At 51.0% G+C, this 24,435-nt stretch carries 22 protein-coding genes; 18 read left to right on the top strand and 4 right to left on the bottom strand.

Annotated features, from left to right (window positions below):
- Positions 1–60 precede the first annotated feature (60 nt).
- Positions 61–1,572, top strand: coding sequence for an MDR family MFS transporter (locus DES37_RS06045; protein ID WP_211320540.1), 1,512 nt, complete (start codon positions 61–63; stop codon positions 1,570–1,572).
- An 11-nt stretch (positions 1,573–1,583) separates the two neighbouring features.
- On the opposite strand, the gene DES37_RS06050 is transcribed toward DES37_RS06045, so the two are convergent.
- Positions 1,584–2,003, bottom strand: a complete 420-nt coding sequence (locus DES37_RS06050) for a GFA family protein (protein ID WP_036113154.1) — start codon at positions 2,001–2,003, stop codon at positions 1,584–1,586.
- A gap of 406 nt (positions 2,004–2,409) precedes the next feature.
- Here DES37_RS06050 and DES37_RS06060 point away from each other — a divergent pair, with 406 nt between their 5' ends.
- The 13 genes from DES37_RS06060 to mdcH all read left to right on the top strand — a co-directional run bounded on the left by DES37_RS06060 (position 2,410) and on the right by mdcH (position 14,014).
- Entirely contained in the window at positions 2,410–3,462 is a 1,053-nt protein-coding gene (locus DES37_RS06060; RefSeq protein WP_245929997.1) for a hypothetical protein, read from the top strand.
- 28 nt (positions 3,463–3,490) lie between these two features.
- Positions 3,491–4,656 (top strand): IS3-like element ISKpn37 family transposase gene (locus DES37_RS06065; RefSeq protein ID WP_110025204.1). Its coding sequence is split into 2 segments (ribosomal slippage): positions 3,491–3,755 and positions 3,755–4,656, totalling 1,167 coding nucleotides; the frame shifts between segments, so codons are not numbered across the junction.
- Positions 4,657–4,747: 91 nt separating this feature from the next.
- Positions 4,748–5,428, top strand: coding sequence for a pesticin C-terminus-like muramidase (locus DES37_RS06070; protein WP_170123735.1), 681 nt, complete (start codon positions 4,748–4,750; stop codon positions 5,426–5,428).
- Positions 5,428–5,817, top strand: a complete 390-nt coding sequence (locus DES37_RS06075; RefSeq protein WP_110025206.1) for a lysozyme inhibitor LprI family protein — start codon at positions 5,428–5,430, stop codon at positions 5,815–5,817. Before DES37_RS06070 ends, DES37_RS06075 begins: the two co-directional genes overlap by 1 nt.
- Before the next feature lie 194 nt (positions 5,818–6,011).
- On the top strand, positions 6,012–6,716 hold the full coding sequence (locus tag DES37_RS06080) for a DUF2461 domain-containing protein (RefSeq protein WP_110025207.1): 705 nt from the start codon (positions 6,012–6,014) through the stop codon (positions 6,714–6,716).
- A gap of 237 nt (positions 6,717–6,953) precedes the next feature.
- A complete protein-coding gene (gene mdcA / locus DES37_RS06085) occupies positions 6,954–8,609 on the top strand; it encodes a malonate decarboxylase subunit alpha (protein WP_110025208.1) in 1,656 nt (551 codons plus the stop codon).
- Positions 8,609–9,460 carry a triphosphoribosyl-dephospho-CoA synthase gene (locus tag DES37_RS06090; RefSeq protein ID WP_110025209.1) on the top strand — a complete coding sequence of 284 codons (852 nt, stop codon included), beginning with the start codon at positions 8,609–8,611 and terminating at the stop codon, positions 9,458–9,460. The genes mdcA and DES37_RS06090 overlap by 1 nt, the downstream gene beginning before the upstream one ends.
- A gap of 22 nt (positions 9,461–9,482) precedes the next feature.
- Complete coding sequence (mdcC, locus tag DES37_RS06095) at positions 9,483–9,782, top strand: malonate decarboxylase acyl carrier protein (RefSeq protein ID WP_036113168.1); 300 nt, start codon at positions 9,483–9,485, stop codon at positions 9,780–9,782.
- Complete coding sequence (locus tag DES37_RS06100; RefSeq protein WP_110025210.1) at positions 9,775–10,608, top strand: biotin-independent malonate decarboxylase subunit beta; 834 nt, start codon at positions 9,775–9,777, stop codon at positions 10,606–10,608. The genes mdcC and DES37_RS06100 overlap by 8 nt, the downstream gene beginning before the upstream one ends.
- A complete protein-coding gene (gene mdcE / locus DES37_RS06105; RefSeq protein ID WP_110025211.1) occupies positions 10,609–11,406 on the top strand; it encodes a biotin-independent malonate decarboxylase subunit gamma in 798 nt (265 codons plus the stop codon).
- Positions 11,407–11,517: 111 nt separating this feature from the next.
- Entirely contained in the window at positions 11,518–12,477 is a 960-nt protein-coding gene (locus DES37_RS06110) for an AEC family transporter (protein ID WP_036113176.1), read from the top strand.
- A gap of 2 nt (positions 12,478–12,479) precedes the next feature.
- Complete coding sequence (locus tag DES37_RS06115) at positions 12,480–13,100, top strand: malonate decarboxylase holo-ACP synthase (RefSeq protein WP_110025212.1); 621 nt, start codon at positions 12,480–12,482, stop codon at positions 13,098–13,100.
- Positions 13,100–14,014: a malonate decarboxylase subunit epsilon gene (gene mdcH, locus DES37_RS06120; RefSeq protein WP_110025213.1), complete on the top strand. Its 915-nt coding sequence runs from the start codon at positions 13,100–13,102 to the stop codon at positions 14,012–14,014. The genes DES37_RS06115 and mdcH overlap by 1 nt, the downstream gene beginning before the upstream one ends.
- A gap of 75 nt (positions 14,015–14,089) precedes the next feature.
- On the opposite strand, the gene DES37_RS06125 is transcribed toward mdcH, so the two are convergent.
- On the bottom strand, positions 14,090–15,211 hold the full coding sequence (locus DES37_RS06125; protein WP_110025214.1) for a hypothetical protein: 1,122 nt from the start codon (positions 15,209–15,211) through the stop codon (positions 14,090–14,092).
- Positions 15,211–16,143 (bottom strand): LysR family transcriptional regulator, encoded by a 933-nt coding sequence (locus DES37_RS06130; RefSeq protein ID WP_036113188.1) that lies wholly within the window; start codon positions 16,141–16,143, stop codon positions 15,211–15,213. Before DES37_RS06130 ends, DES37_RS06125 begins: the two co-directional genes overlap by 1 nt.
- 174 nt (positions 16,144–16,317) lie before the next feature.
- Between DES37_RS06130 and DES37_RS06135 the strand changes: the two genes are divergently transcribed.
- Positions 16,318–18,483 carry a TonB-dependent siderophore receptor gene (locus tag DES37_RS06135; RefSeq protein WP_425451690.1) on the top strand — a complete coding sequence of 722 codons (2,166 nt, stop codon included), beginning with the start codon at positions 16,318–16,320 and terminating at the stop codon, positions 18,481–18,483.
- A gap of 115 nt (positions 18,484–18,598) precedes the next feature.
- On the top strand, positions 18,599–18,742 hold the full coding sequence (locus DES37_RS25610) for a hypothetical protein (RefSeq protein ID WP_170123736.1): 144 nt from the start codon (positions 18,599–18,601) through the stop codon (positions 18,740–18,742).
- A 505-nt stretch (positions 18,743–19,247) separates the two neighbouring features.
- On the opposite strand, the gene DES37_RS06140 is transcribed toward DES37_RS25610, so the two are convergent.
- Complete coding sequence (locus DES37_RS06140; protein WP_110025216.1) at positions 19,248–21,050, bottom strand: sigma-54-dependent Fis family transcriptional regulator; 1,803 nt, start codon at positions 21,048–21,050, stop codon at positions 19,248–19,250.
- Between the two features lie 273 nt (positions 21,051–21,323).
- On the opposite strand from DES37_RS06140, the gene DES37_RS06145 reads away from it, so the two are divergent.
- On the top strand, positions 21,324–22,844 hold the full coding sequence (locus DES37_RS06145; protein WP_110025217.1) for an aldehyde dehydrogenase family protein: 1,521 nt from the start codon (positions 21,324–21,326) through the stop codon (positions 22,842–22,844).
- Positions 22,845–23,040: 196 nt separating this feature from the next.
- Entirely contained in the window at positions 23,041–24,294 is a 1,254-nt protein-coding gene (locus DES37_RS06150; RefSeq protein WP_110025218.1) for a nitrate regulatory protein, read from the top strand.
- Positions 24,295–24,435 lie beyond the last annotated feature (141 nt).

Here is a 24,435-nt window from a genome sequence, read left to right on the forward strand (position 1 = left end):
CCGGCATGTGAATCAGTCTAATATTAATTGGGTGCTTAATTAATTACAAACAGGTGCACTATGACGACTGATACAGTCAACCATTCTCTCTCACCGCAGCCTCTGGTGTCATCATTACGTTTGCTATTCAGTGCGTTAATGCTGGTTATGCTGTTGTCTGCACTGGATCAGACCATTGTCTCCACCGCGTTGCCCACCATTGTGGGTGAGCTTGGCGGGCTGAACCAACTCTCCTGGGTAGTCACCGCATATATTCTGACATCCACCGTTGCCGTACCACTCTACGGCAAATTTGGCGATGTCTTTGGCCGCAAGCGGGTGTTACAGGTAGCGATTATATTGTTTTTGTTGGGTTCGGTGCTATGTGGGGTGGTGCAGAACATGGCACAACTGGTACTGATGCGCGCTTTGCAAGGGCTGGGAGGCGGTGGGCTGATGGTTATTAGCATGGCCGCAGTGGCAGATGTCATTCCTCCCGCAGAGCGGGGGCGTTATCAGGGCCTGTTTGGCGCGGTATTTGGTTTAGCCACCGTTATTGGCCCGATGATGGGCGGTTTCATTGTTGAACATATGTCCTGGCGCTGGATCTTCTATATTAATGTACCGCTTGGGTTACTGGCATTATTGATCATTACGACGGTATTTAATGGTTCAGGCCAGCGTAACCACCACCAGATTGACTGGCTGGGCGCTATTTATCTTACTCTGGCATTGGTTTGCATCACACTGTTTACCACAGAAGGGGGCGCCGTTCGTGCATGGAGTGACCCGCAACTCTGGTGCATTCTGGCATTCGGTATCATTGGCATTATTGGTTTTATTTATGAAGAGGGGCTGGCCTGGGAACCGATTATTCCATTGCGCCTGTTTCGTGGCCGGACATTTTTGTTATGCAGCCTGATGAGCTTTATTTTTGGTATGTCACTGTTTGGCTCAATTACTTTCCTGCCGCTTTATCTGCAGGTGGTTAAAAGCGCCAGCCCAACACAAGCAGGAATGCAGTTACTCCCGCTGATGGGCGGGTTGTTACTGACTTCCATTATCAGTGGCAGAATTATCAGCCGCACCGGAAGATACCGCCTGTTCCCCATTGCCGGTACGTCTTTGGCTGTCTGTGGCATGGTGATGCTGACCACAATAACCCCTGCGGATTCAATTGCTAAGCTGTATATGTTTACCAGTATTCTGGGAATGGGCCTGGGGATGGTTATGCAGGTACTGGTTCTGGCAGTACAGAACAATGCAGCACATGGGGAATATGGGGTTGCCACTTCAAGTGTTATTTTGTTCCGTTCGATTGGCGGTTCAATTGGGGTCGCGGTGTTTGGTGCAGTATTCAGCCACGTTTTACAATCGCGCCTGGTTGATTCATTGCCCGCTGGCACAGTATTGCCAGAAAAAATGAACCCGCTGGCAGCACAACAACTCCCGGCAATGGTTCATGACCACTACCTTGAGGCCTTTGGCAGCGCCATTCACGCCGCGTTTTTGATGGCGGCTGGTATTATGATTATTGCTTTTGCGCTGTCCTGGTTTTTGCGTGAAACACCGTTAAAACGCAGTGCGCAATAACAGGTTGTTTGTCAGGGCTTATTTTCCGGCGTGAATGTTAACCAGCCAACCACGCCACTACTGGCGCCATCCCGCGGGTGGTTAACTCCGTCCAGCACCGCAACAGGTGAGAAATCAAAGGGGGATACACCGTCAATACAAGCAACATTAACGCCGTATTGCCGTGGGTTGGATCTGCGCTGGTGAAAGGTATAAATGCCGCAGACAGAGCAAAAATAGTGTGCGGCCTCACCAGTGTTAAAGCGGTATTCGGTCAGTTTGTCTTTGCCCTTAGTCACTGTGATACCAGACAGCTCAGCAGACACTGCCACAGCGCCACGCATCCGGCAAAATGAACAATTGCACCGCCGGGCGGTATTGAAACCATCACTCAATTCAACAGTAAACTGAACAGCACCACAATGGCACCGGGCTTTTACTATTTTCTGCATTATCTGTTCCTCTGGCGTGTGGGCATCTTTGCCATCACATTGTATGCCACACATTACAATCACACTTGTGGCTAACAATACAGTTTAGTTTTAGCGACAAACTTTCAACTAACTTTCCCACTAATTGGGACGGCGATTCACTGGAGTTGCTCATTGAGCACATACACTCTGGAATTGCACGGGCAAATGTATCAGGGAAACGCTTTGGATGCCCATCTACACTGAATGATGAACAAAAGCAATTAGTCCTACTAAGGTGAGTGTGGGTGCTGTGGTTCGTGAACTCAATACTATGCGGCAGACTACTCTGCGAATAAAAGCAGCCGGTTCAGAGAGTTAGAGTCGTGTGTCTTACAAAATTTTACTTTGGTGTTCCTTTCCGGAAACGGCGATCAGATGTCCGCCAGTGTATGATAGCGGTAATTTAACCATTATTAAGCAGAAGGAATTGCCCGTGAAGATCTGTTTCCCGGCCCGAAAGGCTGATGGTAAAGACTACAGCACATTGGATGAAATGATGGCCCAGGTGGGACGTGAACCCCACGGAACGTGGCTGGCGGGTACAAATGCCATGTGGCACGGAGGCATTCATATCACCCGTGAAAGTGCTCCCGCCTCGGTACTGACGAGTGAGAACCTTGATACGGCGGTGCCGCTATCGTTTATGGCTGGGGGCGAGGTAGTGGCTTACCGCCTGAACAGTCAGTATCTGAGCGATACCTGGATGGGGAAGACGCTGCAGTATTCCAGCTCGTTCGTGCTGGTGAAATCTGTCTGTACGCCTGACGCGACGAAGGCAGAGAACAGTCTGGAGTTTTATTCGCTGTATATTGGGCTGGCTCCCCCCTCAGCTTTCCCGGCGCTTCAGCGGTACCGGGTGACGGAACGCGGGAACGGACTGCGTTTACGTAACTACAGCGGACAGGAGAAGACCGGCGAACCAGCACCCGTACCGACCGGAAAGACGCTGGCGACCGGACAAACCATGGTGGTCCTGCGTGAGAACATCTTCGGGCTGGACGGACATATCCTGACTTTCGGGCTTGCCCGGCTTCTGAACAAGCACAACGAAATGACCGGGACCGCTTTCTGGGTGTCGCTTGATCCATTGTTTATGACGCCTGATGGGAAGCAGACGGCGCATCTGCCAGCATGGATGCAACAGACGGTAACGCAGGGTATCTATGACACAGTGGTGAAACCAACCACCAGAATGACCGTGGCTGCCGGCGATGCATTGGGATTCCTCGGGGAAGACATTATACCAGGTGAACTTCATGAGACAGAGACGGATCCGTATGTGCATATCGAGGTGCTCAGTACTGACAGCCAACTGCCGGATTTTCTGAACAATTCAGCCGGTGTCACGGGGGGAGATAAATATCTTCATATTCACCCGGATAGTTATCTGTATACCTGTAGTGGATCGGTAATTCAGGACACCTCGAAATCCTGTTAATGTTAAAACAGTGAAAATGAGGTGATGCATGATCAAAACTCGTCGGACTAAACGTACCTTTTCCCCGGAGTTCAAGCTTGAAGCTATCGAACAGGTGGTTAAATACCAGCGTGATGTCAGAGAAGTCGCGCTGGCACTTGAGCTCAACCCTGACCATTTGCGTAAATGGATACGGTTGTATAAGCAGGAACTTCAGGGTATTGAGCCCGCTGGTAATGCTATTACCCCTGAACAACGCGAAATTCAGCAGCTTAAAGCGCAGATAAAGCGCCTTGAGATGGAAAAAGAAATACTAAAGCAGGCTGCCGTGCTGATGAGCGAAATCCCCGGGAAGCTGTCGCGCTAATCACACGGCTGAAAGCAAAGTGGCCAGTGCGGGTTCTTTGTCATTTATTCGGTATTCACCGTAGCGTTTATTACGCGCAGGTGAAGCGTCCTGTTAATGTGCAAAGAATTGAATTACGAAGTCGGGTGAGGGCTTTCCATGCTCTCAGTCGTGGCGCAGCCGGTAGCCGGGCAATCAGTCAGATGTTGCGCCAGAGTGGCGTTGATGCAGGCCGGTGGCTGGCACGACGACTGATGCGGGAATGCGGGCTGACAAGTCGACAGCCAGTTAAACATCACTACCGGGTAAACGAAGACAAAAGTCCGCCATTGCCAAATTTACTGAACCGGCAATTTAACCCCGCCGCACCAAACCGCGTCTGGTGCGGCGACATCAGTTTTATTCGCCTGCAGGACAAATGGTGTTATCTCGCGCTCGTTGTTGATTTATATTCACGGCGGATTATCGGTTCAGCCCTCTCATTAACCGCTGATGCTGAGTTGGTGTGTAGGGCTTTGCATAATGCACTGGAAACACGACCGCGTGATGGCCGCCTGCTGTTTCATTCAGATCAAGGTGTTCAGTATAAAAGCAATAAATACAGAAAGTTACTCTGGCGTTATGGGGTAATGCAAAGTATGAGTCGCAGAGGGAATTGCCTGGATAATTCGCCGATGGAAAGAGTCTTTCGCAGCCTTAAAAGTGAATGGCTTCCGAATGGTGGTTATGGTGATTTTAGCCATGCGGTACGCGATATAAACCAGTGGATTAATGGTTATTACAACGTTTATCGACCTCACACGAACAACGATGGTTTACCGCCTTGCTTACATGAAGAAAAGTGGAAACAGGTTATCCCGGTGTCCTGATTTTGTGCTCCACTACAAACTGCGCTGGACAGATTACCTGAAACATATGGATGTACTGCTACTTGGCTATGTCAGGAGGTGGTTCGACAAAATGGAATGGATGAGTCAGGTACCGCCTTTCGACAAAGGGATACCCGTCTGGCACATGCACCCAGTGAAGTTTCTCGATGCTATTAAATCTCAAGTTAAAACTTTAGAAGGTAAGTTGACTTACAACGCTGAAGGAAATGATATTTCATCATCTGTATATTATAGCCGGGTTATTCACTGGCCTGGAAATGATCTTTCAGGTGTCACCCTTGGCCGTGGTTATGATATGGGAGAACGCTCTGAGCGTGATATATATAATGACATGATTGCGTCAGGGATACCTAACGACCAGGCTGTTAAAATATCAAAGTGTGCAGGATTCAAAGGGGTTGCTGCTCGTGATTATGTAAACATACATAAGAAAGATATAGGAGAGATAACTTTGCAGCAGCAAGAGTTGCTCTTTTCTATTATATATCCTAAGTATGTTGAGCGGACTATTGCTAATTATAAAAAGTGGACTGACGGTGTTTCCAGTGCGAAACAATGGGAAAGCCTGGATACAACTATCCAGGAAGTGTTGGTCGACTTCGTTTACCAAGGTTTTACCAAAGGGCCTAAGCCTATGCTTGCAGGTTCAAATGATAGTAAACAAGAGTTAATTGATTACATACAAAACACACCTGCAATTTCACAATATGAACCTGGCAGACATAGAGTTGCTTATTTGGAGGGTAGATAATGAGACGCGTCTTAGCTATTATTTTACTGTATTCATCATTTTCACATAGTGCAGATATTTGTCACAATATAACAACATCTGATCAAGTTGCCTCATGCTCAGAAAGTAAGAAGAATTTAGCTGATGAATATTTGAATAAGCAATATTCGGCATTGCTATCCAAAGTTAATTCTGCGTATGTAAATGATGAATTTTTAAAGCAGGAGTTCGTAAAAAAAATTAAAGCCGCCCAGAGAGATTGGATTAAATTTAGAGACTCCAACTGTCAGTTATATTCATTTCAAATAGATAACAAAAGCCCGGCATATCAAACAACTTTCAATGAGTGCGTTGCAAAAATGTCAGAAGCCAGAGGCAAGGAGTTGGCTGAGCTTTCTGGCAACATATAGGGTATGGAAATAAATTTAAAAAGGATTTACTTGAGACCCTTTTTACACCTTTAACTTCCATCTTCAGAACTGAGATGGTGACATCAATAACAAAATGTTCAGGGCACGGAAAATGAAAAAATTTTACCTGCAACGAACAGATGAGCAGGCACACTATTGGGCGTACACTGTTGCCAAATAAGCAAGGAGAACACATGGTAACCCAACAACCCCTGTTCACCGGGTTTGACCCGCAAGGGCTGTTGTTTTTGCGCGATGTCCGGCAGAACAACAGCAAAGAGTGGTTCAACGAAAACCGTTCAATTTATGACAACCTGCTGGTGAAGCCTTTCCGCTCGCTGGTCAGTGAACTTGCGCTACCAATGCTGCAAATTGACGATCAGTTCGAAACCCGCCCGGCAATTGGTAAAACACTGTCACGTATTCACCGCGACACCCGTTTTTCCCGTGATAAATCCCTGTATCGCAGCAACCTGTGGCTGACATTTAAGCGCAGCAGTAAAAACTGGACGGATGCCCCCACGTATTTCTTTGAATTTGGCCCCGACTGGTGGCGCTATGGGCTGGGGTATTACAGTGCATCGCGCGAAACCATGAATCTGTTCAGGGAAAACATGCTGGATAACCGTGAACATTTTCTGTCCATCACTCAGCCTTTACTTGCTGACTTCAGCCTGGAAGGGGAGTCTTATAAGCGCCCGTTACTGAAAGAGCCACAAGAACTGGCAAACTGGTATAACCGCAAGTCATTCGCCCTGATTTACGATGGCAAAGAACCAGAAACCCTGTTCGATGACCAGTTACCGGGTTTATTACAGGCAGGGTTCGAACGCCTGGCACCGCTCTACCATTTCCTGATGGAAATCGAAACGCAAAAACGCCGCACCACACTTAACTAAAATACCCACACCAGCTGCCGCAGTCATTAATGTGGCAACTGGCGTTTCCCCCACTTATTTTGCTTCCCTTTGGTTAAAAATCAGAAAAAACCACGTTCTGATCAAAAAACAGATAATTAATCATTACTCTCAGAGTAATGATTTCTCCCGTTACTTTATTGATGCTAACGGTTTAACGGCGCAGACTTAACCTCACAGCAGGCAAATCAAAATGATTAGCTTAATCAGGAGGTTATAATGTTGTCTGGGCAAACGCCAACCCGCGTCTGGAACCAGCGCCGTATCAATAAGCAACAGCGTATGGCCGCAACAGGCGTGCAGGGCAAAGTAATCCCCACCGGGGAACTTGTCTCAATGCTGGAAAAATTAGTGGCACCGGGTGACCGGGTCGTTCTTGAAGGTAATAACCAAAAACAGGCGGACTTCCTTTCCCGGATGCTGGCTGAGGTAAACCCACAGAAAGTTCATGATTTACATATGATCATGCCAAGTGTGGGCCGCAGCGAGCATTTGGATCTGTTTGAAAAAGGCATTGCCCGTAAGCTCGACTTCTCATTTTCCGGTACGCAAAGCTTACGTATCTCCCAGTTGCTGGAAGATGGGTTGCTGGAAATTGGTGCCATTCATACTTATATCGAACTTTACTCGCGTTTATATGTTGACCTGGCGCCTAATGTCGCGCTTATCGCTGGCTATAAAGCAGACCGGAAAGGCAACCTGTATACCGGGCCAAGTACCGAAGATACTCCCGCCCTGGTCGAAGCAGCCGCATTCCATGACGGCATTGTTATTGCCCAGGTGAATGAACTGGTTGATGACGAGTGCGATTTACCGCGTGTCGATATCCCAGGCTCCTGGATTGATTATATCGTTGTTGCGGATAAACCCTTCTTTATTGAACCGCTGTTCACCCGCGACCCGCGCCTTATCAAGCAGGAACATATTCTGATGGCCATGATGGCTATCAAAGGGATCTATGCTGAGCACCAGGTACAGTCACTCAATCATGGTATTGGTTTTAATACCGCGGCGATTGAACTGTTGTTACCAACCTACGGCGAACAACTGGGGCTGAAAGGCAAAATCTGTAAACACTGGACGCTCAACCCGCATCCCACATTAATTCCTGCTATTGAAAGTGGCTGGGTGGAAAGCGTGCACTGCTTCGGTGGTGAGCTGGGTATGGAAGACTATATCGCAGCACGCCCGGATGTGTTCTTTACTGGCGCAGATGGTTCTATGCGTTCCAACCGCGCATTCTGCCAGTTAGCCGGGCAGTACGCTGTTGATATGTTTATTGGTTCCACTCTGCAGGTTGACGGTCTGGCTAACTCATCCACGGTAACGCGTGGCCGCCTGGCGGGTTTCGGTGGCGCTCCGAATATGGGCCATGACCCACACGGCCGCCGCCACGCCACGCCAGCCTGGCTTGCCATGATCAACGAACCAGACCCAATGCAACGTGGCCGTAAACTGGTAGTGCAGATGGTTGAAACCTTCCAGGCAGGCGTTAAACCCACGTTTGTTGAAAAACTGGATGCCGTTGACGTTGCCAAAACCTCCGGTATGCCGCTGGCTCCGGTCATGATTTACGGCGATGACGTCACGCACGTTCTGACCGAAGAAGGTATTGCCTACCTCTACCAGGCAGAAAGCCTTGAAGAGCGCCGGGCCATGGTTGCCGCAGTCGCCGGGATAACCGATATCGGTCTGGGTGTTGATGCCAGCCGGGTCGAAGCGTTACGCCGTAGCGGTAAAGTGCGCTTCCCGGAAGATATGGGCATTCGCCGCACCGACGCTACCCGTTCGTTACTGGCTGCAGGCAGCGTTGCCGACCTGGTTGAATGGTCAGGCGGTTTGTATAACCCACCGGCAAAATTCCGGAGCTGGTAATGAAACTACAGCCACAGAGCAGTGCTGATGCTGTTGCGCAACGTCTGGCACAGACAGCAACCCGCTGCCTGATTGACGAAGCCCGCCTTAGCCCGAAGCCTGGTCTTGTGGACAGCCGGGGAAATGGCGCGCACAGCGATTTATCACTCAGTCTGATGGAGCGTTCAGCACACAGCCTGACCCCGACATTTTTCGCGCTGGCACAACAGTGCTGGCGCAGGCCGGCAGATGTCGCATTACGTCAATTAATAGGCCGCCTCGGGCGAGAAGGTGAGCAGAGCATGATGGCGGCAACCAACGGTGTGAATACACACCGGGGCGCAATTTGGGCACTCGGTCTGATGGTAAGCAGTTGCGCAATGTTGTCTGGACATGCAACAGCCAGTGCCATCAGCGAGCAGGCAGCACGCCTTGCTCAGCTACCAGACCCTGCCGCACCAACGGTATTCAGTAAAGGCCTGCGGGCCAGCCACCGCTACCGTGTGCCTGGCGCACGGGAAGAGGCTGCTCAGGGCTTCCCTCATGTGATGAAACGTGGCCTGCCTGCTTTATTGCACAGCCGCGCACAAGGGGCCAGCGAGCAGCACGCCATGCTGGATGCGCTGATGTCCATCATGACCACGCTCAGTGACACCTGCGTATTATCGCGCGCCGGAATGGTTGGTCTTGAAGCGATGCAACAAGGCGCAGGTGCGGTTCTGAAAGCCGGGGGGTGCGCCAGCCACGCAGGCAGGCAGCAGCTTGCTGAGCTCGACCAAACCATGCTCGGGCTCAATGCCTCACCAGGTGGCGCCGCAGACTTACTGGCGGCCACGTTATTTATTGACCGTGTCGCATTGCCGGCATCGTAAACGTTATTTTTAAGAGGTTGTTATGGAACAGATTTCATTGTCTTTTCCGGCCTCCCGCATTGTCAGTGGTAAAGCACTGGCGGGTGTTGTGGGGTCAGGCGATATGGAAGTGTTATTTGAGTCCACTGCAGGACAAACACTGGAAATCGCAATCACCACCTCCGTGGATAATTCTCAGGCACGCTGGCAGGCGCTGTTTGAACGTATTCGTTCACTGGGGCAATTACCCGCAGGGCAAATGCAGATCCACGATTTTGGCGCAACGCCAGGTGTGGCCCGTATTCGCATCGAACAAGTATTTGAAGAGGTGAGCCATGCGTGAATTTCAGAGCTTTATTGAACTGAGAGCCAGAGACCGGGCGAAAGCAATCCTGGATGATGGTAGCTACCGTGAATTGCTCGGGCCATTTGACGGGCTGATTTCCCCCTGGCTTGGGCCGCAGGGAATTGTTCCCCAAAGTGATGACGGCATGGTTATCGCCAAAGGCACCATTCAGGGTAAACCTTCCGTTGTGGTTGCCGTAGAAGGGGCATTCCAGGGCGGCAGTATGGGGGAAGTCTCTGGTGCCAAAATGGCTGCAGCCCTGGAGCTGGCGGCGGAAGATAACCGTAATGGTATCCCGACTCAGGCTGTTTTGTGCCTGGAAACCGGCGGGGTACGCCTGCAGGAAGCCAACCTTGGCCTGGCTGCCATTGCAGACATTCACGCGGCAATTGTTGACCTGCGCCGTTACCAGCCCGTTGTGGGCATTATTGCCGGTACGGTGGGTTGCTTTGGTGGGATGTCTATTGCTGCCGGGTTGTGCAGTTACTTACTGGTCACCCGGGAAGCACGCCTGGGTCTGAATGGCCCTCAGGTTATCGAGCAGGAAGCGGGTATCGAAGAATACGACTCCCGTGACCGCCCGTTTATCTGGAGCATGACTGGTGGCGAAGTTCGCTCACGCAGTGGGCTGGTTGACGTCTTAGTTGATGACAACGTGAATGCAATGAAAGACGCAGTCAACCAATGCCTGGCCAAAGGTGTGCCTGAAACTCACCGCTCAGACCGTTATGACGAATTTCTGGCTCGTTTAACCGCTTTTGATACCGCTAAACAGGCCAGTTCCGAGCAAATCACTGCATTTTTTGCCGGGGAGGGTAAATAAATGAGCCAACAAAATCGCGCTGCTGTATGGCTGGATAAACTGGCATCAGGTGCACAACGTATGCCGGGGCTGTGCCCGTCAGTACAGGTTGCTGACGCCACACTCGACGGGCAATTTGTGCGTTTCATTGCTGTGGTACCGGACGCCAACAACCACTATCCCCGCGCTGCACGGGGCGAAGTCGGGCTGCTGGAAGGCTGGACTCTGGCAAAAGTTGTGAACCGCACGATTGAAGAAGATGCTGAAAACAGCGTTAAACGGCCAATTATCGCGGTGATTGACGTGCCAAGCCAGGCTTATGGCCGCCGTGAAGAAGCTTTTGGTATTCATCAGGCTCTGGCTGGTGCGGCAGGTGCGTATGCCAAAGCACGCCTGGCGGGGCACCCCGTTGTTGGGCTGATTGTTGGTAAAGCCATGTCTGGTGCGTTTCTGGCGCACGGTTACCAGGCAAACCGCCTGATTGCTTTCAACAATGACAATGTGCTGATCCACGCCATGGGCAAAGCTTCTGCTGCACGTATTACGTTACGTACTGTCGAATCGCTGGAAAAACTGGCTTCCACCATTCCGCCAATGGCCTACGACATCAAAAACTACAGCACTCTGGGCCTGCTCAGTGAATTGCTTGACATTGCTAACCCTGATGCCCCGACACCGGATGACATAACGCTGGTGACTAAGACCGTGGCACAGGCAGTCAGCGATGCCCGCAATGACATCACGCTGAAAAACCGGCTGGGTGCAGAAAACCGTCGCCACTCAAAACTGGTTCGTGAACGCCTGCGAGCGGCCTGGTAAAAATTCTCATAAAAAAACCTGCCAGATGAGCATGGGCGCCTGGGCGCCCATTAACCCGGCTCGTCTGTAAAACATCGCAAACTTTTTATTGTTATAACTACAGGTGAATTTATGACGTATGTAATTGTGCATGCCCTTGCACCCATTTTTGTCATCATGCTGCTGGGTTTCATGGCAGGTAAAACAAAAATGGTCGATAACAAGAATGTCTCTCTGCTGAATATCTTTGTGATGGACTTTGCGTTACCTGCTGCGCTGTTTAGTGCAACTGTGCAGACTCCATGGGTTGGTATTGTGAAACAGTCCCCACTCATTCTTATCCTGGTATTAGCAATGTGGGTAACTTACGCTGCTATCTACTTCCTCGCAGTTGGTGTGTTTAAGAAAAGCCCACAGGATGCAGCTGTACTGACTCTGACTGTTGCCCTGCCAAACTATGCGGCACTTGGTCTGCCAATCCTTGGCAGTGTATTAGGTGAGGGGCCGTCCACGTCTTTGTCTGTTGCTGTATCAATTGCCTGCGGCTCTGTGCTGTTAACACCGCTGTGCCTGTTGATTCTGGAACGCGAAAAAGCACGCCAGTCCGGGGAAAATACCCGCTCAACAATGGCGATGCTGCCGGTTCTGATGTGGCGCTCCGTGAAGAAACCTATTGTCTGGGGCCCGTTACTGGGGGTTATCCTGTCAGCTATTGGCATTCATATGCCAGAACTGTTGCTGTCATCAATTAAACCGTTGGGGTTATCTGCAACTGCTGCAGCACTGTTCCTGACTGGGGTGATTCTGTCTGCCCGTAAACTAAAAATTAACAGCATGGTGATTATCTCCAGCATCACTAAGCTTCTGATCCAACCAGCAATTGCTTTTGTCATTGTCCTTGCACTGGGTCTGCATGGTGAAGTCGCTATCACCGGGGTGCTGATGATTGCACTGTCTGCCGGTTTCTTTGGTGTGGTGTTCGGTAACCGTTTTGGGGTGCAGTCGCCAGACGCTGAAGCTGTCTTGTTGATTAGCTCCGTGCTGTGCATTCTGTCATTACCGTTATTTATTTCCCTGACTTCAGGACTTTAACTATGCAATACCGTCCGCACGATCTTTTGTGGCTCAACAGTGAACCTGTATTTACCCAGCAACATAACTGGCTACACCAGCGCTGGTCACTGGCACAACCGGTTGTCGTGCGGCGGGACTGGCGTAACGACGGGGCGATTCCCGTCGGCGTGCGTGGGAAAGGGCGCGGAGAACGCGCTGCCGGGTGGGTGATGCCAGAGCAGGTGGTCGGTTACCTGCCTCCCGAGGCTCTGGCAACCCCGGCGCATATCGGCAATTCCCCTTTTGCAAAACAGGCACCGCTGCTGGCTGCCGCCCAATTGTGCCAGCACAACTGGGCGTGGGTGTGGGGAATTACTGGTAGCACGGGGTTTGCGCTGGCTACCGGGCAGGCCGTATTACATAACGACAGCGACCTTGACCTTGTAATTCGCGCACCAGTGGCGTTAGCGCGTGAACAACTCATTGCCTGGCAACAGGTGGTCGCGCAACTGGGCTGCCGCGCAGACACCCAGGTAGAAACCCCTTATGGCGGCTTCTCACTGAATGAATGGCTGCGCGATGGCCGGGTACTTCTGAAGACCAGCACCGGTCCACACAATACATCGCACCCCTGGCAACCAGTAACAGGAGAGAGGTTCTGATGAAAGTTATGTTTACTTTCCCCGGGCAGGGAACGCAATACCCGGGCATGCTGGCTGATTGCCCGGGCACCCCGGCAACCCGTGAACTGTTTACTCAAACCCGGGCAATTCTGGGTAGTGAATTTGAGAACCTGGATACCCCGCAAGCACTGAAGCACACAAGAGCAGTGCAGCTTTGCCTGTTAATTTCTGCGGTAGCAACTGCGCGCTCCCTTGCTGACGCTGGCGTGCGCCCGGACATGGTGTGTGGATTATCAATAGGCGCGTACCCTGCAGCCGTAGTGGCCGGAGCACTGGCATATGAAGATGCCGTCCGGCTGGTTGCGTTACGTGGTTCGTTAATGGAAGAAGCCTGGCCAGATGGTTACGGGCTAACCGCAATTATGGGCCTTAGCCTGGGGCAGGTGGAAAAACTGGTGGATAACCAGACAACCTGGGTGGCAAATATCAATGCTGAAACCCAGATTGTCATTGCTGGCGGCACAGCAGCAATGGCACAGGTTGCACAGCAGGCTCTGGCACTGGGTGCAACACGCGCGAAACAACTGGATGTCAGTGTTCCGTCTCACTGCCCGTTGCTGGATGCACCTGCAGAAAAACTGGCTCAGGCCATGCAGTCAGTGACAGTGTCACGCCCAAGCTGCACCTGGCTCAGTGGCAGTACAGCCCGTGCCGTCTGGCAAGGCCCGGCTCTGGCAAACGACCTGGCTTTCAACATGGCACGCACAGTGAACTGGCGGGATGCCATGGTAGCAGCGATGGAGCGTGATGCACGGTTGTTTATTGAAATGCAACCCGGCAGCACACTGACAGGGCTAACCCGCCAGGCGGTGAGCCAGGGTGAATGCGTGGCGTTTGCCACAACACCGCTCGCGACAATTCAGCGCCTGGCGCAACGGGTGAAAGGGGAATAAGCCGAAGATGCAGAAAAATAACAATCTGCCCGGGCAACGTCCTCAGTACAGGGCAGAAATTATGTGGCAGGCCATCTAAAACAACGGGTGCTTTGCGGCAAAACCTGGCAGCACACAGGCTACATCGTGCGCACAACCGGGTATAACACTTAAGGTTCCGGGGTGTAGTGAGGGAAGGCGGGCCCGCTCCCAGGCCAGGTAATTCTGTGCGCGTTGTAACCGGTAACTCCCCTGGAGCATAGCCGCACAGGTTTTATCCAGGCGTTTGCTTGCTGTTCCCGGCCCGGTGCCACTATCTTGTGCGCCAACCATGTAGCTGATATCCGCCTGTTGGTAACGAATACGTGCCGCGCGGGTTTTCGCCAAAGGCCACCTGGCAACACCATATTTCCCGCTGTTGTAATCCGGGCAGGCGGTTGCGTCAGGTAAAGCCATCGTGATCTGGCACCTGGCCGGGTAACTGCCGGCAGGGCTACATTGCGAGTCAGCAACTGGCTTGTTGTTGAGGAAGGCGACAGGGCGCTGTGCATCAAAATAAAGCCAGCTCCCGGGTGAAGCCACCAGGTAGCGCAGGTTCAGCCTGCCAGGTGGCGGTGCAGCAACACCTATATAGTGCTGAACAAACTGCCCACCTGCAGAAAACCCTGCCACAGTGATGTCGTGCAAATCTGGCCACTGCTGGTGAAGTTGGCGAACTAACGTATCCATGGCGTGAAATGAGCTGATACCAGGTGGATTCCCCAGAGATACTTCACCACTCATCCAGCCGCCACAAGACCAGCGGGCATCACCCGGTTTCGCACTTACCTCACCAGGCTTTTGGCAATGTGCACCTTTCTGCGCCTGAAATATTGGTGCAATAACCCGTGTTGGGGTAGTAATGCGGGCGGCTTTAATTGCCGCGATTCCCGCCTGCAGGCTGTATCTGGCATCATGTGGGTAGCCATGAACGACAATCAGCGCAGCATGGGGAGCCCCCATGCCATTGGTGCTGGCGACATACCACGAGAAATTTCCGCCATGGTGTGCCAACGCGACCGTTTGCAGGCAAATCTGTGCTGAGGAATGACTCGTACATTGCGGTAACGCCTGAGCAGGAGGCGACAAGTTTTGTGCAGCAGCAGACCACGGAGTTACTGCCAGGGAAGCCTGTAAAAGCGTGGTAACCAGGCACAGCTTATACAACCGGGTAGCCATTATTGCGCCTCCATATCCCCCAGGCTGCGCGCATACATTCTTCCCTCAGCGGCCAGTGCCAGTAAGTTAGGATCCCGTTCGCGGTTACGGGCAAACACAATAGCGATAAGCTGGCGCATCTGGTAGGGCTCAGCCAGGCGCAACAGGTTAATATCATGCTCATAAACTTTACGCATCCGCCCGGGTATCAGCGTAAAGCCAACGCCCGCCTGAACCAGGCTAAGCAGCGAAAAGATATCATTCACCCGGGTAATAATATCCGGCTCAAACCCGGCGACATGGAATGCATCCTGGAACCCGGCATAGGTGGCAAAACCTTCGGCCAGCGCAACAAATTTTTGGTCGTGATAATCCCGTAAATCGGCAGGTTGTACTCCTGCCAAATGCGCGCTGGAAGGGGCGGCAAGGTAAATATCATCATGAAATAAGGGCAGGACTTCTAACTGGGTTTTGTCCAGTTCACCGGCGTTAACGGAGATAAGAATGGCATCCAGCGTACCGTTATCCAGTTGACTGAGCAGCATTTGGTTGGACCCCATCGTGAGGTCCATTTCCACTTCCGGGCGGCGTAACTTCATACCCATAATCAGCCGGGGTACTGTCTCCAGTGTCAATGAATAGAGGGTGCCAATACGTAAACGCCCCTGGCCAATCCCAGCAATTTTGCGTGTTTCCTCAATTCCTTTTTCCAGTATACCGGTTGCTTCTTCGGTATATTCCAGCAATTTGCGGGCAGCGGGCAAAGCCACTAAGTTGCGCCCTTTGTGGCTGAACAGCGGGCAGCGAATTGCCTCCTCAAGGGAGTGCAGGGCACGGTGAACACTGACCCCGCTCAGCCCTAAAGCCTCACCAGTACGGGCAATATTCCCGGTTTCCATAAATACTTTAAAAACTGCAAGTTTACGAAACGTAATCTCGTTATCTATTGCCATTTGGAATAACACTCTTTCTCACTGCGCTGGCTGAAGGATATCAGGAATCGCTTAATGATGATGGCCTTTTATAGAGAACCATCCGTAAGCTTTATTTGATGATTCATGCAGGAATAATTTTAGTGACGGGCTGTTATGATTTCGATTATCATAATGATAATCATTAACAATAAAATGCAGTGGTTACAAGTGGCGAATTCTTCATTATCTCATTTTCCGGTTGGGAAAATTTTCTTAAAAACAGCGTTGGCTTTGGCATGTTCTTCCGCTTTCCCCGCCTTTAGCGCAGACAGCACCACCTCTCAGGCAGAAGACCAAATTACCGTTACTGCAAATGCATCTCCCAATGCAGATACCGACAGCAGCTATACTGCGCCGCAAGTCAGTACCGCGAGTAAAATGCCGACCAACCGGCTGGACGAATCACAATCTGTTAGTGTGGTAACACAGCAACAACTGAACGATTACCAGGTAACGTCATTAAGTGATGCTATGCGTTTTGTCAGTGGTGTGGCGCAGGCCAATACGCTTGCAGGCACCGAAGATGGCATTATGCGTCGCGGTTTCGGTTCCAACTCTGACGGGTCTATTTTTCGCGATGGCATACGCAGCAGCCAGGGCCTGAATCTGGATGCCACGACCGATCACGTAGAAGTTCTGAAAGGGTCGGCTTCGCTACTGTACGGGATCCAGAACCCAGGCGGCGTAATCAATGTTGTCAGTAAGAAACCCCAGTACGAATGGCGCACCAAAGTCAGTGGGCGTACCAGCAGCGAGGGCGGTGGCGCAGGAACAGTGGATGTCACAGGTCCATTAGGTAACGGCTTTGCATTTCGGTTAATTGCCGAAAAACAAAACCAGGATTACTGGCGTAATTTTGGTGCCGATAAACACACACTGATTGCGCCGTCACTGCAGTGGTACGGGGAAAAAGCCAGTGTGCTTATCAGTTATGAAGATTACCAGTACGACATCCCTTATGACCGCGGGACAGCCTTTATTAATGGTAAACCCATCAATGTGGGTTACAAAACCCGGCTGGATGACTACGCAAACCATGCGTGGGGACGCACTAAAACTTTCAACACCCAGTACAACTACCAGTTTAATGATACCTGGAGCACCCGGGTTACTGTCGGCCTGAGCCAGCGCCGTTATGATAATAACGAAGTGCGTGTCACCGCAGTCAACACCACGACGGGGGCTGTTACCCGCCGGGCAGATGCCAACCGTGGTTATAACCACAAAACCAAATATGTCTCATGGGATATGATGGGCACGCCGACACTGTTCGGCATGACGCACAATATCCTGTTCGGTACCGATTATGAGATGGTTCAGACTTACCGCGCACACCAGTATCAGGGCAAATCCAATACCACTTTTAACTATAATGATCCTGAATACGGTATTGCCTGGCCGGTAACGAATGACACCACCGAAAAAACCAGTGCAGCGAATAACCTTAACCGCATCCATAACCGTTCCGTTTACCTCAAAGACAGTATTGAACTGACTTCAAACTGGACAGGGGTTGTAGGCGGGCGCTATCAGCATTATGAACAGCGTGCATCGCAAGGTGTTCCGGCTGAACTGACCATGGATGACGAGGGCAATAAGTTTCTGCCACAAATGGGGCTTATCTACAAACTGACACCGTCTGTCTCTTTGTACAGTAGCTACAGCAAATCCTTCACGCCATCTACAGATGCCGATGACAATGGCCGCGTAGGTAAACCTGAGCAGGGCACCACCTGGGAAGTGGGCAGTAAATGGCAGGTCACACCAAAACTCTTTGCCACCCTGGCGTTATACCGCATTGACGAGCGGGACATGTCGCTGAGTATCAATGGCGACACACATGAAATCGACAAAGCCCGTTCAAGTGGTGTCGAGATGGAACTGAATGGTGAAGTTGTGCCTGGAGTTGATATCAGTGCCAACTACAGCTACGACCAGGCAAAAATTGTTGACGACGGTGTAGACAGTGATAACGACGGCAACCGCCTGGCAAACGCGCCACGCCATTCTGGCGCTTTATACCTGAGCCACGGCGGAATCCGTATTCCTTCAGTGCCGGGTAAATTCCGCATTGGTGGCGGCGCACGTTATGTTGGCGCTCGTGCCGGTGATCCGGAGAACAGCTTCACACTGCCGGACTACGTGGTTGCAGACAGCTTTGTCACATGGAATAACCAGTTGCTGGGTAAAGAAACCCAGTTACGCCTGAACCTGAATAATATGTTCAACAAACATTACTATACGTCCAGCGGAGGCAATCTGCGGGTGCAGGAAGGGGAAACGCGTAACGTGGTGCTGGAAGCCAGTGTGACATTTTGATATTTGTTCCAGTACAGTTCTAACATAAAAATTATAAGCAACGCAGAATAGCAATGGGCACTACAAATGTAGTGCCCGGGCCTGTTTAGCCGCTACCATCCGTGGCCGCGAAGCGATGAACATGGTTCAGGCTAAAGCCGTGTTCATTTCATCAATGGCCAGCAACACACTCTGTGCGTTTGCATCTATCTCCGTTATCAGTTCAGAAGCGCAGGCCGATAAACTGACAGCCTCGCTCATCACTGACTGGTTTTGCTGAACCAGGCTCAGAGAGCGGCCAGAAAGCTCGTTATTTTTCTCGGTGCACCAATTATAATTCCTTCCGGAGTAAATTCGATGATTGCTACATGGTTACGTATTGCTGTAACCAAATCGGCATCAGAAGACACTCGCGCAGTAGTGCTGGTGGAAAATAACAAGTTTAGCAGGCTCATGATTATATTCTCACAGGTAATAAGCAAAGTTAAATTTGGCGATAACTCATCCTTTTATTAATTACATTGGATATTATTTTTTGAACTGGATAAATAATAAATCCATTACCTTAAAATATACTTAAGAGCGCCTTTAATTCAAGGTGGTGAGTGTGATCTCGCAAGCATTTCATAGATATGAAAAAATTCACCAATCATTGCTTTAACCAGTGGAAAATAATCACTCTTAATCTAAATTTATTTTCAGAAAAATATTTATACCCACAGAGAGGTAGATTATTACTCCATCAATGAGTTATCTTTGCTTTGAATAAAAGCAGTAGAGTAATATCACGCCCGTTTTTTTTCCAACCTGCGGTATAGCGTACTACGCGAAATACCCAGATGCTTTGCCGCGTCACTCATATTCCCCTGGCAAACACGTATTGCTTCCAGTTCACGCATGCCTGGCGCAGAGGGTGAGGGGGCAACCTGAGAAGACGCAGGCGAAGTTGCGCCAAAACTACTAACAGGGGTTGCCGGGAGGCAATCAAGAGTAACAGTTTGGCCGTCATCGCTTAATGCCAGTAATACTTTTAACTGGCTCAGCAATTGCCGCACATTACCGGGCCACGGGCAATCGGCAAGGTAACGCACCACAGACTGGCATAGCCGTATTCCACGCGCGGTTGCCCCCAACTCGCACCATAACTGCTCAATAAACTGGTTCTTACCCTGCCACTGGCGTAGTGGCGGTATTTCAACCGTAAACTCCTGGATCCGGTAGAGTAAATCTTCGCGAAACAATCCCCGCTCAACCTGTTCCACCAAATTACGGTGCGTTGCACATACCAGAGAAAAATCGACCGGAAAGGCACTGTTTCCCCCCAGCGGCACAACACGTTTTTCCTGTAATACACGCAACAGCCGGGTTTGCAGAACCAGTGGCATATCGCCAATTTCATCTAAAAATAGCATGCCGCCATTGGCTTCCCGGAATTTACCGGCATAGCCACGGGAGCTGGCACCCGTAAATGCGCCAGGCATATAACCAAATAATTCAGATTCAATCAGGTGCTCAGGAAGTGCCGCGCAGTTAATTGCCACAAAGTTACCGGTAGCCCATTTACTTTGCCGGTAAAGCTGCTGAGCGAGGTATTCTTTCCCGCACCCGGTCTCACCATTAATACACAGAGCAATACCGGCGTTGACTACCCGCAGAGCTTTTTCCAGATTAACGCCTGAAGGAGCAAATGACGTCTGGGGTTCTGGTGTGGGCCTGGCCGGGCGTTTGCCTGGTACCGTTACCCCGGGCTGTTTTTGTGCGCGGCCAATATGTACCTGCCAGGCGTTATCGCGCGCCCGGGTCAGTGCTCCGTTCTCTACGCCATTCGCAAAAATCGAATCCTGGTGGCGTTGACCAAAATCCTGCGGTTGTATGCCAAGATCACGGCAGGCAAGCGAATTAGCGCCCTGTAAAATTCCGTCTTCAAATATAAGTGAGTGGGTAAAAGGTGCCAGTTCAGGCTGATCTTGCTGGCGCAATTGCACTAACACCTGGCCTGCGGTGATCTGCTTCTGTACCCAATGCTGCTCAATTTGCCATGCGGCACGGGTTAATAAATGTGTTGCATCCTGCCAGGGCAGGTTGGCAGGTGAAGAAATGTCAATCACACCAGCCAGTTCCCCCCGGGGGGAGTAAACCGGCATTGCTGCACAAAACAGTGCTGCATTGCGGTTGAGAAAATGTTCTTTACCACTCACTTCACAATAACGCCCCAGAGCCAGCGCAGTACCAATCGCGTTAGTGCCGCGCGCATCTTCACTCCACAGGTTTCCAGGTGCCAGAGCTAACAACTCAGCCCTCTGCAGAAAACCGCTATTCCCGGTGCTTTCCAGAACCATTCCTCCCGGGTCTGACAAAACCAGAACACCGGCACGGGTACGGAATTGTGGTGCGAGTTGTGCCAGAAGTGGCGAGGCGTAACGCGCAATCCAGTCATACTGATGGCGACTTTCTCCTAACTGCTCATGGCCTGCCACAGGCCGGTAATCATCATCCCGCGTCAGCCCGTAATGCTGGCTGCGCAGCCATGAATCGCTCAATACACTGGCAGAAGATAGCAACGGCGTGTCGTGTGGCAGATTGCGCATAAGCAGGCCTTAATAGAAATGTTAATTATTTGTAGCACCTAAGTGTCCCGTCTGTTGCGACACGCGACACAAAAATAAGACAGTCTTTGGTAGTTACCTCAGTTCACTGCGCCTGGCGAATTTACCACCCTGAATTATCTTAATAAAAAACAATATGATAGTTAATTTTAACCATTTCATAACATAACTGGCATAAGACATGCTTATGTTGAAGCACAACACAACAGAGCCAACAGCTCTGGATGCATCGCAAAACCGACTGAGGGGAATAATATGAAATATATCCATCCAGGTTTGCCGGGTTCACGGGTTTCAGTGAAAGCCCGTTATGGCAACTATATCGGCGGCGCTTTTGTCGAGCCGGTTTCAGGTACATGGTTTACTAATACCACGCCGGTTACCGGCCAGGTTGCAGGCGAATTCCCGCGGTCAGACTACCGTGACATTGATAAGGCTCTGGATGCTGCACATGCCGCCGCAGACAGTTGGGGAAAAACCAGCGTTCAGGAACGTTCTAATGTATTGCTGGCAATTGCCGACTGTATTCAGGAAAACCTGGAACTGCTGGCACTGACAGAAAGCTGGGATAACGGCAAACCGGTACGCGAAACACTGAATGCCGATATTCCTCTTGCGGTGGATCATTTCCGTTATTTCGCAGGTTGTATTCGTGCCCAGGAAGGCAGTGCGGCAGAGATCGATAGTGGTACTGTGGCCTATCACATCTATGAACCACTGGGTGTGGTGGGGCAAATTATCCCGTGGAACTTCCCCATCCTGATGGCTGCCTGGAAACTGGCACCGGCACTGGCTGCCGGGAATGCTGTAGTGCTGAAGCCTGCTGAGCAAACACCACTCGGTATCAGTGTGCTGATGGAACTGATTGGGCCATTGCTGCCGCCGGGTGTGGTAAACGTAGTGCATGGTTACGGTACAGAAGCCGGGGAACCACTGGCTCGCAGCAAGCGTATTGAAAAAATTGCCTTCACCGGGTCTACTTCCATTGGCCGCCACATTCTTTCCTGTGCTGCGGAGAACATCATTCACAGTACCGTTGAGCTGGGCGGAAAATCACCCAATATTTACTTTGAAGATGTGATGCGTGGTGATGAAAGCTTCATTGATAAAGCAGTTGAGGGGATGGTGCTCGGCTTCTTTAACCAGGGAGAGGTGTGTACTTGCCCGTCCCGCGCACTGATTCAGGAATCTATCTACCCGGAATTTGTTGACCGGGTACTCAAACGTATTGAAACCATCCGTAAAGGCGACCCCTTTGATACCGATACCATGATTGGCGCTCAGGCCTCGCAAGAGCAGTTTGATAAAATCATGTCCTACATTGATATCGCCCGGGATGAAGGCGGCGAAATTCTGGCTGGTGGGAATCACCTTAACCATGGCGATGTCTTCACCAATGGTTTTTATATCACCCCAACCTTGATTAAAGGCCACAACGCAATGCGCTGTTTCCAGGAGGAAATTTTCGGGCCGGTAATTGGTGTAACGACATTTAAAGACGAAGCTGAAGCAATTGAACTGGCTAACGCCACACAGTACGGTTTGGGAGCAGGTGTCTGGACGCTGGACATCAACCGCGCCTGGCGTATGGGCAGGGCGATAAAAGCAGGGCGCGTCTGGACCAACTGCTACCATCTCTACCCGGCACACTCAGCATTTGGTGGTTACAAACAATCCGGGATTGGCCGTGAAACCCACAAAATGGCACTGCTGGCCTACCAGCAGGTGAAAAATTTACTGGTCAGTTATGACAATAAACCACTTGGCCTGTATTAATTACAGCACCAGCCGTTAAAGCTCGCGGGCCAGGCGCTCTCTACGCCTGGCCTTTTCTATTATTGTTCTCGTGAAATACCAGGTTGCTTAACACAAATTTTCTGGCTATCTCCGGAAAAATCGATGTTATTTTTCACTGGTTTCTGGCATAGGTATTGCTCATTAAGAATGACCTATCTTTCAGGATCGCACTCTCATGAGCCAGTCACCGCATGCTGTTCACTATTTCCTTGCCGCGCGAGAGTGTGAAATCTCTCGTCTGGATAATGTCCTGCAGGCAGGGAAACTGATTGGGCAATTAAGCCACTTTGTCCATGTACTGCAACGCGAACGCGGTAGCTCCAATATCTGGCTGTGTTCAGAAGGCCTGCTGTTTGGTGAAGAACTGGCTCACCGGGCGGCGGCTGTCAGCCAGTCCATGAACAATCTGTTCGCTGACTTACCGGCACTCCCACCCGCAAGTGCGCTGCAGCCCGGCGCTTTTCGGGTATATCACCGAATTGGTTCCATGCTGATGGCGCTGGAAAGCCTGCCTGAACTGCGTAACCAAATACACCAGCGCTCTATCAGCCATCAGCAGGCAATGCAAAGTTTCAACACTATTATTCAACAGGTACTGAACCTGGTGTATGAAGTGGCGGACATTGATGCCGACGGCCAGGTAGCCAGTGCACTGGTGGCGCTGTTTACCTTTATGCAGGGCAAAGAGTATGCCGGGCAGGAAAGGGCACTGGCCTCGGCAGGCTTTGCGTCGCGAAACTTTTCCGACAGCGGGCGCCAGCTCATGGTCGAACTGATAGCCGCACAGGAAAGCTGCCTGACCAGTTTTGCTGGTTTTGCTGATACCGGGATCCTCGCGACCTGGCTCCAGCAAGAGGGGAAAAGCAGTGAGTTTGAGCGCCTGCGCCGCCTGGCCTGCACCGGCGCACCAGGTGAAGAAGACACCGTTTTGAACTGGTTTGCCCTGGCATCCCAACGCCTCGACCTGATGAAAATTGTTGAAGACAAGCTGATTAACAAAGTGATGCATCTGTGCCAGCAAAGCTTGCTGCGCGTACAGTCATCGAATACCGATGACCCGCAAACCCTGGCGGGCGTTATTGTTCCTGCGGAGAAACCCGTCGCTGCCTATTTTGCTGCCACGCCTCACAATGAAGCTGACGAAGATACCGGCCTTCCCCCGCAATTAAACCGTTCTTTACTTAACTTGATCCAGCACCAGGCTCATCGTCTCAAAACGCTTGATAATGAACTGGCAGGTCTTCGCGCAACGCTAATGGAACGCAAAACCATTGAGCAGGCGAAGGCGCTGTTAATGCAGTACCAGGGGTTAACGGAAGAACAGGCCTGGCACCTGTTGCGCAAAACAGCGATGAACCAAAATAAGAAAGTGGTGGAAATCGCTCAGGCAATGCTGGATGTCAGTACCGTATTTACCTCTAGCCCTTAATGAGTACCTGCACAAGAATTGTGCGTATCTTGCTCTGTTGCTGTGCGTAGTTATCCCCAAAGAAGGGGCTGGACTGCGCTCAGGGTAGTATTTTCAGGGCAAACAGATATGGCACAGCAATTGCAAAATAAGTTCTGACAA

It is taken from the genome of Mangrovibacter plantisponsor, from assembly GCF_003182475.1.
Taxonomy (GTDB): Bacteria; Pseudomonadota; Gammaproteobacteria; order Enterobacterales; family Enterobacteriaceae; genus Mangrovibacter; species Mangrovibacter plantisponsor.

Bases quoted from the DNA above. Each gene is read 5' to 3' on its own strand.
- DES37_RS06045 (WP_211320540.1), top strand. From the start codon at position 61: ATGACGACTGATACAGTCAACCATTCTCTCTCACCGCAGCCTCTGGTG.
- DES37_RS06050 (WP_036113154.1), bottom strand. From the start codon at position 2,003: ATGCAGAAAATAGTAAAAGCCCGGTGCCATTGTGGTGCTGTTCAGTTT.
- DES37_RS06070 (WP_170123735.1), top strand. From the start codon at position 4,748: ATGGAATGGATGAGTCAGGTACCGCCTTTCGACAAAGGGATACCCGTC.
- DES37_RS06075 (WP_110025206.1), top strand. From the start codon at position 5,428: ATGAGACGCGTCTTAGCTATTATTTTACTGTATTCATCATTTTCACAT.
- DES37_RS06080 (WP_110025207.1), top strand. From the start codon at position 6,012: ATGGTAACCCAACAACCCCTGTTCACCGGGTTTGACCCGCAAGGGCTG.
- mdcA (WP_110025208.1), top strand. From the start codon at position 6,954: ATGTTGTCTGGGCAAACGCCAACCCGCGTCTGGAACCAGCGCCGTATC.
- DES37_RS06090 (WP_110025209.1), top strand. From the start codon at position 8,609: ATGAAACTACAGCCACAGAGCAGTGCTGATGCTGTTGCGCAACGTCTG.
- mdcC (WP_036113168.1), top strand. From the start codon at position 9,483: ATGGAACAGATTTCATTGTCTTTTCCGGCCTCCCGCATTGTCAGTGGT.
- DES37_RS06100 (WP_110025210.1), top strand. From the start codon at position 9,775: ATGCGTGAATTTCAGAGCTTTATTGAACTGAGAGCCAGAGACCGGGCG.
- mdcE (WP_110025211.1), top strand. From the start codon at position 10,609: ATGAGCCAACAAAATCGCGCTGCTGTATGGCTGGATAAACTGGCATCA.
- DES37_RS06110 (WP_036113176.1), top strand. From the start codon at position 11,518: ATGACGTATGTAATTGTGCATGCCCTTGCACCCATTTTTGTCATCATG.
- DES37_RS06115 (WP_110025212.1), top strand. From the start codon at position 12,480: ATGCAATACCGTCCGCACGATCTTTTGTGGCTCAACAGTGAACCTGTA.
- mdcH (WP_110025213.1), top strand. From the start codon at position 13,100: ATGAAAGTTATGTTTACTTTCCCCGGGCAGGGAACGCAATACCCGGGC.
- DES37_RS06125 (WP_110025214.1), bottom strand. From the start codon at position 15,211: ATGGCTACCCGGTTGTATAAGCTGTGCCTGGTTACCACGCTTTTACAG.
- DES37_RS06130 (WP_036113188.1), bottom strand. From the start codon at position 16,143: ATGGCAATAGATAACGAGATTACGTTTCGTAAACTTGCAGTTTTTAAA.
- DES37_RS06135 (WP_425451690.1), top strand. From the start codon at position 16,318: ATGCAGTGGTTACAAGTGGCGAATTCTTCATTATCTCATTTTCCGGTT.
- DES37_RS25610 (WP_170123736.1), top strand. From the start codon at position 18,599: ATGAACATGGTTCAGGCTAAAGCCGTGTTCATTTCATCAATGGCCAGC.
- DES37_RS06140 (WP_110025216.1), bottom strand. From the start codon at position 21,050: ATGCGCAATCTGCCACACGACACGCCGTTGCTATCTTCTGCCAGTGTA.
- DES37_RS06145 (WP_110025217.1), top strand. From the start codon at position 21,324: ATGAAATATATCCATCCAGGTTTGCCGGGTTCACGGGTTTCAGTGAAA.
- DES37_RS06150 (WP_110025218.1), top strand. From the start codon at position 23,041: ATGAGCCAGTCACCGCATGCTGTTCACTATTTCCTTGCCGCGCGAGAG.